At 48.7% G+C, this 15794-nt stretch carries 16 protein-coding genes; 4 read left to right on the plus strand and 12 right to left on the minus strand.

The features are described 5' to 3' along the window. Window positions 1–81: 81 nt before the first annotated feature. The 3 genes from MKY42_RS28225 to MKY42_RS28235 form a co-directional block, all read right to left on the minus strand. Entirely contained in the window at window positions 82–1014 is a 933-nt protein-coding gene (locus tag MKY42_RS28225) for a sensor histidine kinase (protein WP_339846402.1), read from the minus strand. Beyond that, window positions 1011–1730: a response regulator transcription factor gene (locus MKY42_RS28230; protein WP_090904654.1), complete on the minus strand. Its 720-nt coding sequence runs from the start codon at window positions 1728–1730 to the stop codon at window positions 1011–1013. The genes MKY42_RS28225 and MKY42_RS28230 overlap by 4 nt, the downstream gene beginning before the upstream one ends. A gap of 134 nt (window positions 1731–1864) precedes the next feature. Continuing rightward, window positions 1865–2710, minus strand: a complete 846-nt coding sequence (locus tag MKY42_RS28235; protein WP_339846405.1) for a DegV family protein — start codon at window positions 2708–2710, stop codon at window positions 1865–1867. A gap of 305 nt (window positions 2711–3015) precedes the next feature. Here MKY42_RS28235 and MKY42_RS28240 point away from each other — a divergent pair, with 305 nt between their 5' ends. From MKY42_RS28240 to MKY42_RS28255, 4 genes are all read left to right on the plus strand, one after another. Beyond that, complete coding sequence (locus MKY42_RS28240; RefSeq protein ID WP_024631448.1) at window positions 3016–3792, plus strand: ABC-2 family transporter protein; 777 nt, start codon at window positions 3016–3018, stop codon at window positions 3790–3792. Then, window positions 3789–4589 (plus strand): ABC-2 family transporter protein, encoded by an 801-nt coding sequence (locus MKY42_RS28245; RefSeq protein WP_339846410.1) that lies wholly within the window; start codon window positions 3789–3791, stop codon window positions 4587–4589. The genes MKY42_RS28240 and MKY42_RS28245 overlap by 4 nt, the downstream gene beginning before the upstream one ends. Window positions 4590–4611: 22 nt before the next feature. Beyond that, window positions 4612–5580, plus strand: a complete 969-nt coding sequence (locus MKY42_RS28250; protein WP_110001649.1) for an ATP-binding cassette domain-containing protein — start codon at window positions 4612–4614, stop codon at window positions 5578–5580. Between the two features lie 103 nt (window positions 5581–5683). Further along, window positions 5684–6361: a succinylglutamate desuccinylase/aspartoacylase family protein gene (locus MKY42_RS28255; RefSeq protein WP_339846413.1), complete on the plus strand. Its 678-nt coding sequence runs from the start codon at window positions 5684–5686 to the stop codon at window positions 6359–6361. A gap of 118 nt (window positions 6362–6479) precedes the next feature. On the opposite strand, the gene MKY42_RS28260 is transcribed toward MKY42_RS28255, so the two are convergent. From MKY42_RS28260 to MKY42_RS28300, 9 genes are all read right to left on the minus strand, one after another. Next, window positions 6480–6884: a MerR family transcriptional regulator gene (locus MKY42_RS28260; protein ID WP_090904650.1), complete on the minus strand. Its 405-nt coding sequence runs from the start codon at window positions 6882–6884 to the stop codon at window positions 6480–6482. 24 nt (window positions 6885–6908) lie between these two features. Next, complete coding sequence (locus MKY42_RS28265) at window positions 6909–8390, minus strand: lipase (protein WP_339846417.1); 1482 nt, start codon at window positions 8388–8390, stop codon at window positions 6909–6911. Window positions 8391–8606: 216 nt separating this feature from the next. After that, on the minus strand, window positions 8607–10226 hold the full coding sequence (locus tag MKY42_RS28270) for a glycoside hydrolase family 32 protein (protein WP_339846419.1): 1620 nt from the start codon (window positions 10224–10226) through the stop codon (window positions 8607–8609). Between the two features lie 45 nt (window positions 10227–10271). Beyond that, window positions 10272–11099 (minus strand): carbohydrate ABC transporter permease, encoded by an 828-nt coding sequence (locus MKY42_RS28275; RefSeq protein WP_110001565.1) that lies wholly within the window; start codon window positions 11097–11099, stop codon window positions 10272–10274. After that, window positions 11099–11983 (minus strand): sugar ABC transporter permease, encoded by an 885-nt coding sequence (locus MKY42_RS28280; RefSeq protein WP_090904646.1) that lies wholly within the window; start codon window positions 11981–11983, stop codon window positions 11099–11101. Before MKY42_RS28280 ends, MKY42_RS28275 begins: the two co-directional genes overlap by 1 nt. A gap of 203 nt (window positions 11984–12186) precedes the next feature. Continuing rightward, complete coding sequence (locus tag MKY42_RS28285) at window positions 12187–13506, minus strand: ABC transporter substrate-binding protein (RefSeq protein WP_218834990.1); 1320 nt, start codon at window positions 13504–13506, stop codon at window positions 12187–12189. A gap of 168 nt (window positions 13507–13674) precedes the next feature. Further along, entirely contained in the window at window positions 13675–14655 is a 981-nt protein-coding gene (locus tag MKY42_RS28290; RefSeq protein WP_090904645.1) for a LacI family DNA-binding transcriptional regulator, read from the minus strand. Window positions 14656–14744: 89 nt separating this feature from the next. Then, complete coding sequence (locus MKY42_RS28295; RefSeq protein ID WP_090904644.1) at window positions 14745–15188, minus strand: FixH family protein; 444 nt, start codon at window positions 15186–15188, stop codon at window positions 14745–14747. A gap of 17 nt (window positions 15189–15205) precedes the next feature. Then, window positions 15206–15658 carry a disulfide oxidoreductase gene (locus tag MKY42_RS28300; protein WP_076291195.1) on the minus strand — a complete coding sequence of 151 codons (453 nt, stop codon included), beginning with the start codon at window positions 15656–15658 and terminating at the stop codon, window positions 15206–15208. Window positions 15659–15794: the final 136 nt, after the last annotated feature.

Consider the following 15794-nt stretch of genomic DNA (forward strand, 5'->3'; position numbering starts at 1 on the left):
ATTGTAAAGAGAAAAGTCTTCTTTTTTATTAATCAAATCTTACAAAAACCTTAAGCTTAACGGGAAAGTTGCAAAATGCGCCTAACAAGGTTTTAAAGAAACTGAAAATACAGTTCGTACAAAAGGTACACTATGCAGCTCAATACTTCCGCCCATCCGCTCCACCAGCCGCTTCGTAATGGTCAGACCCAGACCGCTGCCCTGATAGAGACGATTACGAGAATCCTCCAAGGTATACATACGTTCAAATACACGGCTGTGCTCCTGTTCAGGAATGCCCTTGCCCCGATCCCAGATGCTAAGAGTCACTTGTTCGCCTATTGAATAGTCGAGTGAAAGGCCAAGTACCTTACCATCCGCTCCATATTTCATAGCATTAGTAATCAGATTATCCAGCACACGGTCCAGCGCTTCCTCATTGCCTTTCACGAAGACATCACTTTCAGGAATGGACAGCTCCACTTGCAGCCCCAGATTCGTTAACATGTCATAAAAAGAAATCATCTTCAAGCGACACAATTCGCTTACATTGACCCTGGTCAGTACAAGCTCGTTATCCCCGGACTCCAGCTTCGCCAGATCAAAGAAGGAATGAATCAGACGCAACACCTCCTGCGCCTTATCCTGGATTTTGCCGGTCATGATCACGCGTTCCTGATCGGTTAGGGAAGTGCTGTGCAGCAGCGTTTCACTATAACCAAGCACAACCGTAAGCGGCGTCTTCAGATCATGTGAGATATTGGAGAGCATGTTGCGCATCTCCTTCTCCTGATTGGCATAACCCGCCTTAGCCCGATGTGCATGATCCAGTAACTGATTCATGTCCTTAAGGAGCTGGCTGATTTGGGGGTCACTGTTGAAGACAAGCAGCCGCTCAAACGTACCTTTATCTATAATCGCGGTCAATTTCTCATGTATGTAGGTTAGATGGGTACTGCGTTTATGCAGCCTTACGCTCAACAAAATGACGACGAGAGCCAAGATCCCGGTAGAACAGGCCAAGATCAACGTCATGCCGGGTCCACCTCCAGCTTATAACCGATGCCCCACAATGTTTTGATATACCGGGGATTGGACGGGTCAACTTCCAGCTTCTCGCGCAGACGGCGCATATGAACATTAATGATATTTTCGTCGCCGTAATAGTGATCATTCCAGACAGAAGCGTAGATTTGAGCCTTGGTAAATACTTTGCCAGGGTGGGTGACAAACATTTTGAGAATGCCAAATTCCTTGGAAGTAAGCTTTACAGATATGCCATCACGCTCCACCTCATACGTATCCATATCGACCACAAGTCCGCCAATGTGAATGCGCTGTGCCTTCGGAGTAGTTGAAGCTGCAGGCTGTGCGGTATAGTTGGCACGACGAATAGCCGCCTTGATCCGAGCGGTCAGCTCGATCAACGAGAAGGGTTTGCTCAAGTAATCATCCGCGCCGAAGCCAAGGCCGAGGGCTTTGTCCACCTCTCCGTCCTTCGCAGACAGGATGAGCACTGGCACCAGACTGGTGGCACGGATGGTCTGGAGCACTTCCATCCCATTTTTATGTGGCAGCATCAGATCGAGAATGACCAAGTCATAACCTGACGGTGATTGGCTGAATTGACGTTCCGCCTCTAATCCGTCATATGCATAAGAGACGTCATAGCCCTCTTTTTCCAAATAAGGCCCTACCATTTCACTAATAGAGCGATCATCTTCAACAAGCAGCAAGCGATAACCTGACACGATATTCCCTCCAACTTGAACGTTTCCTTTATTACCTCACAGTTTGCATCAATTGGCAATGAAATACGAAAAACCCGGCAGGATCGCCACTTCATGTTTCAAAGTGAACCTCCTGCCAGGTCTCATGTACAACCTTATACCGTCTCGCTTCGTATCCAGCACAGCCCAATCGTTCCCGCCCCTGCATGAATGCCTACCACAGGGATAAAAGGCATAATTTCCGTCTTCAAGCGGGGAAGCAGATCTGCAATCTGCTGTTTGATCGTAACGGCTTCTTCCTGATTGTTCGCATGCATGATGCATACATGCTTCACTTTCCCCATATCCACCTTGAGCACATCCAGCATGCGCTGTTTGGCCCGTTTAAACGTACGAATTTTCTCATTCACAACCACTTTGCCCTCTTCGAATCGAAGCAGCAGATGAATTTTCAACAATTGGCTAAGAATAAGCTGGGTCCCCGACACCCGCCCACTGCGGTGCAAATGCTGAAGACTGGCCGGGATGAGGTAAAAGGACATGTTATCAATTATCTGTTCGATGTGAAGTTTGATTTCGGCGGCGGCTGTATGGCCTTGCTTCTGCCATTCCAGTCCTTGCAAAATCATCTCCCGCAGCGGATACGCGCCTGCTCTGGAATCAATGGCGGTAACCGTCACCCCTGCGATCTCTGCAGCCTGCATTGATGTGTGCAGCGTACCGCTAAGCGCAGTGGAGCAATGAATGGTAATGATCTCATCGTACTGGCCTTTCAACGACTCATACAGTTCAATAAATTCACCAATCGGCGGCTGTGAACTGCTTGCACGTGAAGACCCCTCAAGTTTCTCATAGAACAATTCCGACGAGATGTCTTCTGTCTCCCGATAACATTCCTCTCCAAAAACGATGCGCAGAGGTACAATGTACACATGATTCTGCTCAGCAAATAGCGGATCGAGTGTGCTCGTACTGTCCGTGACCCATGCAATTTTCCTCATTCCAACCTTCTCTCTTGCCGGATTGTTGAAGCTGTATCCTCAATCGTCAGGCACATGCCCGGCGGATTATTTAAAATTTGAATAGTTTATATTGTAAACGTTTGCGTTCTTGCTCCCCAATTATAAAGGAACGGACAAACCGCTGTCTTGTGGCGCATTGTTGAACAGCCTCATTTCTTCCGGTATATGCCAAAAAAATGTCTTGCCTGTGAAGGAATATATTGGTATGCTGTTGTCCTTCTCTCTTTTTCGCCTTGACTGAAGTGAACGGAAACGCCGTTCAACCAACTTATCGGAGGTGTCACATGCTTTATTTCACTCTGGCTTCCAAAGCCTACTCCCGGAACCTGCAATACCGCGGGGCCCACATGGTACATAACCTGGCAAGCGCCATGTTCGGTTACATGTATGCCTGTCTCTGGATTGGCATCGGGGCCGATCACTCTCTCGGAGAATACGGGACACAGGGGATGATCAGTTACATTGCGTTTACGCAATCCTCGCTCTGGATCTCGGGTTTTCTCACCAATGGACTTGGTATTCCACTTACGGTCAGGACAGGGCAGATCGCGCTTGATCTCATGAGGCCGGTTCATCTGTTCACCCACCTGATGGCACGTGAATGGGGGCAGATTGCCTACCAGTTCGTGTACAAAAGCATTCCGATTTACCTGCTCTTCTCCATCGTATTTTCTCTGCAATGGCCCTCAGAAGCTTCAACCCTGTTATTTGCCGCAATTGGTCTTGCCGGCGCATCCTATTTATCCATCTGTATGAATTACATTATTGGCGCCACCGCGATGTGGACGACGGAGTCCTCCTGGCTGCATTGGGGCAATCACGCCATGATGAATCTGCTCGCTGGTTTCTTCATTCCGCTGGAATGGCTGCCAGACTGGTTGGAACGAATCGCCTGGCTATCTCCCTATCCTTTCCTGCTCTATGTTCCGACCCGAATCTATCTGGGTTATGAAAATGGCTCCTTATTATGGGGAACCTTGATTTGGTGCGTCCTCATGACATTCGTCTGTCTGGCGATCACCCAGGTACTGCGCCGTAAAGTGGAGGTGCAGGGCGGATGAAAACAACTTCCTGGTTCACTTTATATAAAATGCTCATTCGAACAAGCATCCGCAGTCGGATGCAATACAAGTTCAATTTCGTCATGGCCTCCGTTCTGGCCGCATTGATTCAAATTTCCGAGTTTCTGATGGTTGCTCTGGTGCTGCACAAATTCGGAGCCATTCAAGGCTGGTCCCTTCATGAAATCGGTTACCTCTTCGCGATCATGACCCTATCCAAGACACTATATCGATCGTTTGGCAACGAAGTGCATCATCTCGAAAAATATCTGGTCGGCGGCGAACTCGATCAACTGTTAACCCGTCCGATGCCCGTATTGCTGGCCTTACTGCCACAAAATTTCCGCATCATGGCTGGTGAAGTTTTGCAAGGCGGGTTTATTCTCTGTTGGTCTCTGGCAGGCATGATGCATAGCGGACAGATCGGCTGGACTGTCATCCCCTTCTCTCTGCTCGTTATCCTGACCGGAGCCATTATTCTATTTTCAATCGGGCTTGCCACGGCAACGCTTGGATTCTGGACCACACGTATTGAGGAACTGCAGACCATCACCGAGGATGCGGCGCGAACAGCTGCCCAATATCCGCTGACGTTGTATCCCAAATGGATGTCTGGCATTCTGCTGACCGTAATCCCGGTGGGTTTCGTTAACTATGTTCCGTCACTCTATCTGCTTCGCGGCGAATTAGGTGCATGGGTTCTTGGTGCCATTGTCGTTGTGGCCGTCCTGAGTCTGGCCGCAAGTCTGCGTTTCTGGAAATTCGGGTTAACCAAATATCAAAGTACAGGTAGCTAAGGAGGAGAATATCGACATGACTATGATTACAGCGCGGCATCTGCAAAAGGAGTTCAAAACCCCTGTGGTACGTGAGGGCCGGTTCTCCGGGCTTCGTACCTTGTTTTCACGTGAGTATCTGTCCAAGGAAGCGGTTCGAGACATTAGCTTTGATATTGGCAAAGGAGAATTTGTTGGATATATCGGCCCCAATGGGGCTGGCAAATCCACCACGATCAAAATGCTGACGGGTATCCTTCATCCGACCTCAGGTGAGGTATTGCTCGGTGGTATGAATCCACACCAGGAAAGACGGCGCACAGTTGGACGCCTCGGTGTCGTGTTTGGACAGCGCAGCCAGCTCTGGTGGGATCTGCCCGTGAAGGATTCGTATGATATTTTGGCCGAGATGTACGGAGTTCGTGCCGAGGACAAAACGAAACGATTAGCCCAGTTCGCCGAGCTGCTGGATCTGGAATCATTCTGGGCTACGCCTGTCCGTAAGCTCTCGCTTGGTCAGCGGATGCGTGCTGATCTGGCAGCTTCCATGCTGCATGACCCGGAATTGCTTTTTCTCGACGAGCCTACGATTGGACTGGATGTGAATGCGAAGCGGAACATTCGTCAATTTCTTCGTACATTAAATGAAGAGTTTGGCAAAACGATTTTGCTGACCACCCATGACATGGACGATATAGAGCAGCTATGCAGTCGGGTGATGGTGATCAATCATGGTCAACTTACGTATGACGGCTCCATCCCCTCTCTGCGCGACACCATCGGTCTGCCAACACTTATTCGCGTTACGTATCGCGGTTCGTATCACATCCCGGATGCTATATCATCCGCCATTCAGATCACAGGGGCAGAGAGTCAGATCGTCACTGTGGAGGTAAATCGAAAAGAGTGGAGCACGATGGACATTCTGAAGCAGCTCGAACAATGGGGCGAGATTGAGGATGTCGAGATGAAAGAACCGGATTTCGAGGATATTATTCATCGAGTGTACTGACAGACTGACTGGCCTATTTTATTCAGAACTGGATGAGGGCCTGTTCAAATGCCGTTACATGCGGGAAGGACATGACGTACTGTAATAGCGGAGGTGAAGTGTCATGCTTGTTACCAAACACACACTTGCTGCATCCAGTGCACACGCCACTCCCTATTACCTCGTTCGAGGCACGAAGCCAGGACCCGTCATCATGATTACATCGGGCGTTCACGGAAATGAAACCGCTAGCATGGCCGCTGCGCAGAAGCTAGCTAATGACTGCATGGCAGGGCGGCGACATGTGGTTCGCGGACTCCTCATTATTATTCCACGAGTGAATCAGAAGGCTCACCGAAACAAAAACCGAGGAAAACCCGATTTAAACCGCACGTTCCCGCGGCATATTTCTGATAAAGCCAAACATCCGCTTGCTTCCGCTGTCTTTCGGCTTGCCCGTCAATATGGACCTGCCTGGTGGCTGGACCTCCATGAAGCCAACGGATTATCCCAACGCAGCTCACAGGTACTGGGGCAAACCTTGATTACCAATCCAGGCAGCAAGGCTGTACCGGTATGCAAACGAATTATAGGGCGAATGAACCGTTCGATTCCCATTCGTGACAGGCACTTCAATCTGAAGCAGCATGAGTTACCCGGTTCAGCACGAACAGCCGCAGCCCGCCTGCTTCAAGCCCGCTCGGTTACCGTAGAGACTTGCTGGAGTCTGAACCGATCAGACCGGATCAAGTATCAGACGGAAATTGTGAACTATTTCCTGCGCGAAGCAGGATTGCTATGAATTGCTTTGAATCGTTATGAACAGGCGGAAACATAAAAGACACCTTCAAAGATATCTCTCACGCCAAACGCGTCAGGGATGATCTTGGAAGGTGTTTATTGGTTAAAGGGTTATCTTATCAATTGCCATCTTGATTGTTGATTCGGAAAGATTCAATGTAATTGTGAATATCGTTCTCTGGCGTCAGGAGCAACCCGGCAAGAAGAGTCTGCATCCGCTGCAAGTTATCAATATGCAGCTGAATCTCTTCAATTCGGTCACGTACAAGTGTTTTTAGCGCTTCACTTTCCATGTCCTCCTGACTGAGCAGTTGCAATGTAGCCTGTATTTCCTTTAAGGAATATCCCAGCGATTGAGCATCCTTAATGAATTTGACCTTAACGAGATAGTCCTCGGTATACACACGGTATCCGTTAGACGAACGACGAGGAACAGGCAGAATTCCACTGTCCTCGTAATACCGGAGCGTTGCCATGCTCACCCCTGTACGTTTGGCTAACTCTCCTCTTGTCATGGTTTTCATGCTACTCCTCCATCCATCTCCGCGTTATTCTGCTTGATTGCTCCGCAGCTTGGTATACTTGGTGTCATAAGTGGCCTCGGGAAAACGGTCTGACGGCCCTTCCAGCAAAGGCTGCTGCTCTTCTCCCTTCAAATAACGGTCAAAGAATGCCAATGTATATGATCTGGTAATGTCCACATTATGCTCTGGTGTTATACCCTTGGCAAACATCTTGGGTGAGATTAAGGAAATATCGGTAAAACTCTGATGGAAGAAGCCATCCACGGTCAGATAATACGTGTCGTTGAGACTGCTTGTCATCACCCGGTCCAAATCCGGTTCAAACTCGGGATAGAATACTTTATCCTTCTCCGTGGCGTTCGGGTCCATACTTTTGGCTGTTTCACCTGACATGATATACATAAACGGCTGTTTCAAGGCTGTCGTGGATACGGTCCCCCAGAATCCGCCTTCCAAACTGAGTCCTGCTTTGAAACGGCTATCCTGTGCCAGCGCTTCCGCTGTTGTCGCGCCTCCGTAGGAGTGACCAAAGATACCGACATGATCCAGATCAAGCTTGCCTGCGAGCAATTGATTCGGATCATGTGAATTCCACCGGGTGAGCGTATCCAGTACAAAGCTTGCGTCAGCTGCACGAATGCCAACACCTTCAATATTATGTTGATATAATTCCTCTGACGTTGGATAGTCAGGATCCGGCTCATACGAAGCAACATGTCCATCCGGGAATGTCACTTGAGCAGAAGTATACGGATGGTCGATCCCAACAACAATGTAGCCGTGGCTTACCAGTTCCTCAATCGCGGTCATACTTTGAAAGCGTGCTGAGCGTACGCCAGGTGAGAACAGCAACACTGGATACTTGCTCTGTGCGTCAGACACTTCAGCGCCTTTAACCACATGCGTGGGAATCGTATCAAGGTAACTGAACACCACTGGTGGAATGCCAAATACGAGACTGATCGCCTCTCCCAACTCGGCAGGATAATGCTCCAGCGGTAATCCTTTGGCTGTTTCCTGATCTACAGGATACCAGACATTAATCATAAGTTCCCGCTTGTCGCCCGCTTCAGCCGTCTTGGTTTCTTCGCGGGATTCATCCGTTAGCTGCTGCGAATAGGTGCCTATGGCGAATGAACCTGTCGGTTCAGGCATCGTAAATGCAGGGAAAAGCGACGTGAGCACCATTGAACCTGCACTGAGAGCTAGCACCAGAATGGATGCCAAGATGGTTTTAAACCACGAACGACGTTTCGGTTTTTGTATGTTCTGCATACGGCGTCCGGACTTCCACAGTTGAAAAGCCAATACAATCAGTAAAACAAGGACTACGATATAGGTGGGCAGCAGCTGCACACGAAAATGATCGATTACCCCATGCAATAGGACAACCAGTGCCAGTGCCGACAACGTACCTACTTTCACTGCCCGGCGTTTGGGTGAACTTAACATGACTACTGCGCTAATAACCGTCACAATGACCAACATCCATTCCAAAATTCTCATTGATCTTACCTCCAACATGTTGTAATACAACAAGGATAAACCTTGAAGTATACTTCAAGGTCAAGGTATATTTTGATCTGAATTTCGATAAATCAAACAATATCTTAAACAAATTTCGTTTAAATCAAAAAGAACTGTTTTGGATCGAATACATCCACGTTAAACAGTTCTTTCTAATACAATTTAAGCAAGCATCTCTACAGAGCTCGAAAAATGCTATACCTTCAGATCCCACTTGCGAACTTCAGTCAAGGTACACTCTCCTGAGGAAAACGCTGTGATCCCGGTGGATTCCGGCCCTGGATAAATACGAGCTGTCATGACCTTCTCCCCACCTTGAATAAATACTTCAATCGACGAGACGTCCACAAAAATTCGCAGCTCCAGTCTACCGTCATGCAGCTGCACTTCAGCAGCACGTTCACCCCCGGGCCCGGCTCCTGCATGATCCCGATTGAGACAAAGTCTGCGCTCCCCTACTTGATAGGAGATGACTGTCTCTTCGCCTTCTCCTGTACGCAGCTTCAGTCCGAATTGGTCTGCCCGATCTGCTTCAAAGACGGCAAACAGTTCGTATCGATCTCCTTCCATCCCCAAGTCCCGTGTGCCGTTCAAGCGGATGTCATGTTGTTCAACCTCATCCGAACGATATTGCTCCAGCTCTGGGACTGGCAGGAAGAACAATCGCTCCCCCTTCAGAACAATCTCGCGCGGCAACGTCATCGCCCCTGCCCAGTGGTGACCCTGTTGGGTTGGGATATCCGTCTCCCATGTCTCCATCCACGCTACCATAATACGGCGTCCCTGCTCATCATCCGTTGTCTGTGGCGCATAAAAATCAAATCCGTAATCCAGCGGATGATATTGCTCATATTCCAATATGCCCCGCGATTCATCCAGTGTGCCAATCATGTAAACGGTGGAGTGCAAATTGCGATAGTTGTCCATCTGGGCTGGCATTCGCTGCGGAGACATGATCAGAATATCCCGGCCGCCGAGAGAAAACAAATCCGGACATTCCCAGTTGTCCCCGAGTGTGCCGTCACTTTGAGCGAGTATATTAACATAGCTCCACTGCTGCAGATTGGTCGAACGATATAGAAGGATTAAGCCACCGCCTTCCGTATCATTGGAACCCAGTACACAATAGTAGACGCCATTGCGCTCAAACACCTTGGGATCACGGAAGTCCTTCGGACTCGTGTGTTCCGGAATCTGATCCAGACGGATGACCGGGTTCAGGGCACTTTTGACAAAATCCACCCCATTGTCCGATGCAGCAATATTCTGCGTCTGTCGGTAATCGTTATCCTTGTGCGGTCCCGTCACGACATGTCCCGTGTACATGAGCAGCAGCTTGCCATCCTGAACGATCGCACTGCCAGAGAAACATCCTCCGCTGTCGTAGCTCTGATCCGGTGCGAGCGCGACCGGAAGATACGACCACGTGATCAGATCATGACTGACGGCATGACCCCAGTGCATGGGCCCCCATACCGGGGCATAGGGATAATGCTGATAGAACATGTGGTACATTCCGTTGTAGTATACAAAACCGTTTGGATCGTTCATCCAGCCTACTTCAGGCATCAAATGATACGCCATGCGATAGGTCGGATTAACCTGTTTCCGGTGTTCCTGGATGTAAACATCCGCCCGGGCAAGTGTATAGCTTTCCTGCGTCTGAGGCTGTGTATCTGGCAATGCGCCGTCTGACTCATGTTCGTAATTTGACTTTTGTTTGAGGTCTAAATCCGTTTTAATTTGTGAACCCTTGTTTATGTCTGAATGCTTTTTTATGTTTGTTTCCTGTCTTACGTCCGGTTCCTGATTCATATGTCTATCACTCCTGTCTCTCTACCGCAATTTGCCTCAAACCGATTATTTAATGGACCCTTGCATCACACCCTGAATGATATACTTTTGCGCGAACAGATACACCACCAGCACAGGCAGCAGGGTCAGCACGAGACCAGCCATCAATGGGCCGTAATCGACCGTATAGGTCCCATAGAAATAAAAGGTGGATAACGGGAGCGTACGCTGCTCGGAAGAAGTCAATACCAGGGAAGGAAGCAAGAAATCATTCCAGATCCACAGGACGTTTAGCACGGCTATCGTCACGCTTGTAGGCAGCAGCACTGGCAATACGATGCGAAAGAAGGTCTGCACTCTGCCGCAGCCGTCCATTAATGCTGCTTCTTCCAACTCCAGCGGGATGCTCTTGATAAAGCCATGATAGATGAATACAGCCAGTGGACTGCCAAAGCCGATGTACATATAAATGAGCGACCATTTGTTATCCAGCAGACCGAGTGAACCGTATATCTTCACCAATGGGATCATAATGGCTTGAAAAGGAATAATCATGGCCGCTACCATCAGGAAAAAAAGATATTGGTTCAGCTTGCTGTTATGCCGTACAAAATAATGAGCCGTCATCGCTGCGAGCAGGGCGATCAGAAGTACACCTGCCACTGTAATCAGCAACGAATTCCCGAATGCCGATATATATCCCATTTTATCAAAGGCGCTAACGTAATTATCCCATTGAAAGGACGCTGGAAGACCCAGAGGGTCCGATGTGATGGCTTGATTGGCCTTGAACGAATTCGTGATGAGCAGCAAAAACGGAAAAATGAACAATACTAGCGCTACCATTAATGAAAGCAGCTTAGCCCAGCCCAAAATACGAGATTGTCCAGCCATTATGCCTCCACCTCCAGTTTTTTGCTGAAATACACCTGGAGCAATGTAATGGTGGCCACCAGGATAAACAGGACAAACGCCTCTGCTTGGCCAAGCCCGTAATCACGAGCCAGAAAAGCCTGTTCATATACATGCATGGACACCATTTCCGTGCTTTTGAACGGTCCGCCGCTGGTTAGAGAGACGTTGAGATCATAGACCATAAAGCCCCGCTGGAGTGACAGGAACACGCACACGATAAACGAAGGCACCATCAGCGGCAATACAATCCGTGCGAGCATCTTGCGGTTGCTTGCCCCGTCAATACTGGCCGCTTCCATCACATCCTTGGGCACATTCATCAGCCCTGCAATATATATGACCATCATATACCCGGCATATTGCCATACGGTAACGACGATCAGGGCCCAGAAAGCTTTGTCGGGGTCTGACAGCCATGAGGCTGCGAACAACGGGATGTTCATTTTCTGTCCGGCAAATACCAGCACCTGATTAAAAATAAACTGCCATATAAAGCCGAGCACAATTCCACCGACGAGATTAGGCAGGAAGAAGCCCGCTCGGAACCAGCCCTGCGCCTTCATGCCCCGTGTTACCGCGTAGGCAAGCAGGAATGCAACCGCATTGGTTAGTACTACCGTAATAAATACGTATTCCAGCGTCATCCCGAATGATGTCCAGAACACGGTGTCCTTGAACACGCCGACATAATTGTCCCAACCCACAAGACTTTGCTCCACAGCAATGCCATCCCAGTTCGTAAACGTCAAATAGATGCCGTACAAAAACGGAATAATCATGACGGTAGCGAACGCAAACAGCGTCGGTCCGGTAAAAATCAGTCGGGTACGCAGACGGGTCCATAATCCTTTTTCGGTCAGCATTGTCATCCTCCACTCTGTCCAACTGTATTGACTGCCGGTTAGCCGGAGACGGGAATGGCAGTTCGAAAATCCTCATCGCCCCACCTCTTGTTCCCGGCATACCGTCCATTCTCTGTGTGCAACAACAGAAGCCCGGAGGGCAGCAGGTAAGAAATGTTCCTCGCCTGTGCCCTGAGCTACTCTGGTTTATTTTGACGTTGAATTTATTTTACCTTGGTCCAATAGTCTTGAATTTCCTTGGCAAGTCCGCCCCGATCAATAACATCAGCCAAATATTTCTGCATGGAAGCACCCAGTTTGGACCAATGGTCGGCTGGAAGTGTGCTCATTGATTCCTCGATTTTACCTGCCTTAATGTAATCGCCAATCGACTTGCCGAGCGGATCAGCCGGTTCTAGAGTGATATTGCTAAATGCCGGAATAATGGTCGCCTGATTCACCAGGAAATCCTGCCCTTTGGCCTCATAGACAATCCAGTCCAGAAATTTCTTGGCAGCTTCCTGCTGCGCAGGTGTGCTCTTTTCCTTGTCGATCAGAATGCGTTTGGATACGGCTGCCGAAATTTGCGTGTTGCCAAAATCGTCCGGATTGTTGCTCACAGGAACCGGCAGGAAGCCATATTTTCCATCCGCTGTATCAAAGCTGTGAATTTGAGGCCAAGCCCAGTTCCCCTGGAACCAGATGCCAACCTCCCCTTTGCCCAGCACTTCGGGTCCACGCTCATACGTCCCGGATAACGGGGAAGCTTTGTCGATGTTATAAGTCTTCATCAGGTCAAACGTATCCATCAGGCCATTGAAGACGGTGTTGGAAGCCAAATCCACCTTGCCTGCCTTGAGGTCACTAATGAATTGATCAACCTTGGCGCGATCCGGGGACTGTCCACCGTACGCAAGCCCAAGGTAGTGGGCACCGAGCGACCAATCCATCGGAGAGACGATCAAAGGTGACTTTCCAGTGGCTGCAATCTTTTGGAACAGCTGCTCAAGCTGATCAGTGGTCTGTACGGATTGAGGATCAAATGTGCCACCTACAGCCTGATCCAGCACTTGCTGATTGTAGATGAAACCGTATCCCTCAATGGAGAAAGGAAATGCATAGTTTTTGCCATCAAATGTGGTAGCTGATGTGCTGTTCTCGACAGCATCCTTCATCCACTTCTCTGAAGTGAGATCCAGAACGCGATCCTTGAATTTCTCAACATCCCCTGTATCCAGCATCATCATCGTTGTCGGGTTACCCGATGCATACAGCGCCGAGGCTTTCTCAAATGGGGATTGACCGTTGCCTACAGGCACAATCTCCAGCGTAATACCGGGATTCTCGGACTGAAAATCCTTGGCTGCCTGTTCCAACTGACTGTTAATCTCCGCTTTGGAATTCAGAAGCGTGATTTTGACCTCACCGTCCGATGAGGATGATCCTGAGCCTGTTTCTGTCTTCGCACCGCCACATGCGGATAACATCACAACCATAATTAAAGATAATACCGATAATTTCATCCATTTCTGCTCTCTTTTCATCTGTCATGGCCCCCGTTCATTAATATAAAAGGAAACGCTTACAAAACAGATTATAATGTCAAAGGTTTGACATGTCAATCGTTTGACATAAAAATAAACAAGTTTCCTTCCCTATTGATTTTTACAATATTTTAGACGAATCAAAGAATGCAAAAAAAACGACCTTGCTCAGGTCGTCTCCCTCTCCACCAGTGTGACTGGTAAAATATGCTCCATCCCGATCTCTTCCTCAGCGATCTGACTTCGGATCAATTCGACTGCAAGCTCAGCCATGGCCTCCATTGGCTGCCTTATGGTTGTAATGCCTGGCATCGCATAACCCGCCGCCTGGATGTCGTCATAACCAACAATTGCGATATCCTCGGGAACTTTGCGACCCTGAAGCACGATCTGCTTCAAGGCATGAATGGCCATCAGATCACTGGTGACGAACAGTCCATCCACTTCGGGATGCTCAGCAAGCAGTTTTCCGACCAATTCAGTGTACTGATGCTGACTGAACACATTAAGGTCGGTTTCATGAATCATGACCGGCTGGATTCCATGTGCCTTCAGTGTGTCCGTGAAACCTGTCGTTCTGCGATTGGACAGCATTTGCAGCCCTAGATTGCCGCAGATATGCGCAACGTGTCGTCTGCCTTTGGAGAGCAGTAATTCGGCTGCCATAACCCCGCCCTGATAATTATCAGATGAGATGAACGGGATGTCGGTACCAATCTGCCGGTCCAATGTAACAATGGGAGAATGCAGATTCATGTACTCATCCACTTCGAGCGTATGGCTTCCCATAATAATTCCGTCGACCCGGTTACCCTTGAGCATTTCCACATACTCTCGCTCTTTGGAAGGGTCCATGTGTGAGTTGCACAGCATCATTTTTAACCCGTTCCGGTATGCATGAAACTCAATATAATTCGCCAGTTCACCAAAAAACGGATGTGACACATCAGGAATAATCAAGCCGATGACATTGGACTGCTTACGCAGCAGAGAACGGGCAATTTCATTGGGACGATAATTCAGTTCGTTCATGGTCTGATACACTTTATCCCGGGTCTTCTGACTGATGTAACCCCGATTGTTTAATACACGCGAGACGGTAGTTACGGAAACGCCTGCTTTGAGTGCAACATCATGAATTGTTGCCATAACAACCTCTTTTCCTACAACATTCTTCATATCTTAATGATTATATACGTATTTCCAGCCCGGAACCAATCCCCACGCCCGTCTTCGCTTTACTTCGCCTGGATCTTCGCTCTGGGCATACTGTGCATAGCCCCTTGTGTCACATGGGCCTGCACCACATACGTACCTGGCTGCTCAAAAGTATACTGCACCTCATACAGACCATTCTCAACCTCGCTTGCCTTCAAAGCGCCTTGTTCCTCCAGCTTCTCCTCAGTCATCATTCCTAATTCAGGCGAGACTGCTGGGGCATCCTCAAGCTCATCCCAGATCTGGAATTGAACTTGATCCGCATTGCTTACCGGGACATCACCCTGAGTGAGCTTCACCTGCAAGGTCACGGGCTTATGGAGGGAAGCCTTGTCAGGGACCATGAGCTTCACCTTAATCATCTCCGGCATCTCACCTGACTGGGACTGCTTCTGTTCCGAACATCCCGCAATCAGGAGGGTCAGAATGATGAAGGGCATGAACCAACGGACTTGTCCGCTCATCAATGATCTGTCCTTTCTTATGAAGAAGATTTTGGTGTTTTGCCAATTCCCCACAGCATAACAATAATGATGATAAATGCGATCAGTGCAAGTAACGGAATGGTGATAAAACCAAACCAGTTCAAATAATCGGTATAACACGGAATTTGTCCGCATGCCACTGAACTTCCTGTAGCCGAGTAGATACGCTGAATTGTTACATGGTATAACGAGATTCCACCTCCGATGAAACTAAGCGGAAGAACATATTTGGTAATGCCCACGTCATCCTTGAAGTAGGCAATGCCGAGTAGAATCGTTAACGGATACATGAAGATCCGTTGGAACCAGCACAGATCACAGGGGATGTATCCCTTAATCTCACTAAAATAAAGGCTGCCTCCAGTCGCAATGACTGATACGGCCCAGGCAATAAACAGACGGGTATCAATATGTTTTGCCCGTCGCTCAGGCTTTGAAGCTGTGTCCATCCGCTTGAACCCCCTTTTCTTGTTTGATCATACCGAATAATAATACAACATACATGACTCCAACGGGCTAATGAATACAATTATGTACAGTCCACCACCGTACCGTGAGCAAAAACACGTGTCGAGGTTGCTGACT

Source organism: Paenibacillus sp. FSL W7-1088 (assembly GCF_037969855.1).
In the GTDB taxonomy this organism is placed as follows: domain Bacteria; phylum Bacillota; class Bacilli; order Paenibacillales; family Paenibacillaceae; genus Paenibacillus.

What these genes read in the sequence shown, in the direction of transcription:
- MKY42_RS28225 (WP_339846402.1), bottom strand. Translation starts at nt 1,014, where the DNA reads ATGACGTTGATCTTGGCCTGTTCTACCGGGATCTTGGCTCTCGTCGTC.
- MKY42_RS28235 (WP_339846405.1), bottom strand. Translation starts at nt 2,710, where the DNA reads ATGAGGAAAATTGCATGGGTCACGGACAGTACGAGCACACTCGATCCG.
- MKY42_RS28240 (WP_024631448.1), top strand. Translation starts at nt 3,016, where the DNA reads ATGCTTTATTTCACTCTGGCTTCCAAAGCCTACTCCCGGAACCTGCAA.
- MKY42_RS28245 (WP_339846410.1), top strand. Translation starts at nt 3,789, where the DNA reads ATGAAAACAACTTCCTGGTTCACTTTATATAAAATGCTCATTCGAACA.
- MKY42_RS28250 (WP_110001649.1), top strand. Translation starts at nt 4,612, where the DNA reads ATGATTACAGCGCGGCATCTGCAAAAGGAGTTCAAAACCCCTGTGGTA.
- MKY42_RS28255 (WP_339846413.1), top strand. Translation starts at nt 5,684, where the DNA reads ATGCTTGTTACCAAACACACACTTGCTGCATCCAGTGCACACGCCACT.
- MKY42_RS28260 (WP_090904650.1), bottom strand. Translation starts at nt 6,884, where the DNA reads ATGAAAACCATGACAAGAGGAGAGTTAGCCAAACGTACAGGGGTGAGC.
- MKY42_RS28265 (WP_339846417.1), bottom strand. Translation starts at nt 8,390, where the DNA reads ATGAGAATTTTGGAATGGATGTTGGTCATTGTGACGGTTATTAGCGCA.
- MKY42_RS28270 (WP_339846419.1), bottom strand. Translation starts at nt 10,226, where the DNA reads ATGAATCAGGAACCGGACGTAAGACAGGAAACAAACATAAAAAAGCAT.
- MKY42_RS28275 (WP_110001565.1), bottom strand. Translation starts at nt 11,099, where the DNA reads ATGGCTGGACAATCTCGTATTTTGGGCTGGGCTAAGCTGCTTTCATTA.
- MKY42_RS28280 (WP_090904646.1), bottom strand. Translation starts at nt 11,983, where the DNA reads ATGCTGACCGAAAAAGGATTATGGACCCGTCTGCGTACCCGACTGATT.
- MKY42_RS28285 (WP_218834990.1), bottom strand. Translation starts at nt 13,506, where the DNA reads ATGAAAAGAGAGCAGAAATGGATGAAATTATCGGTATTATCTTTAATT.
- MKY42_RS28290 (WP_090904645.1), bottom strand. Translation starts at nt 14,655, where the DNA reads ATGGCAACAATTCATGATGTTGCACTCAAAGCAGGCGTTTCCGTAACT.
- MKY42_RS28295 (WP_090904644.1), bottom strand. Translation starts at nt 15,188, where the DNA reads ATGAGCGGACAAGTCCGTTGGTTCATGCCCTTCATCATTCTGACCCTC.
- MKY42_RS28300 (WP_076291195.1), bottom strand. Translation starts at nt 15,658, where the DNA reads ATGGACACAGCTTCAAAGCCTGAGCGACGGGCAAAACATATTGATACC.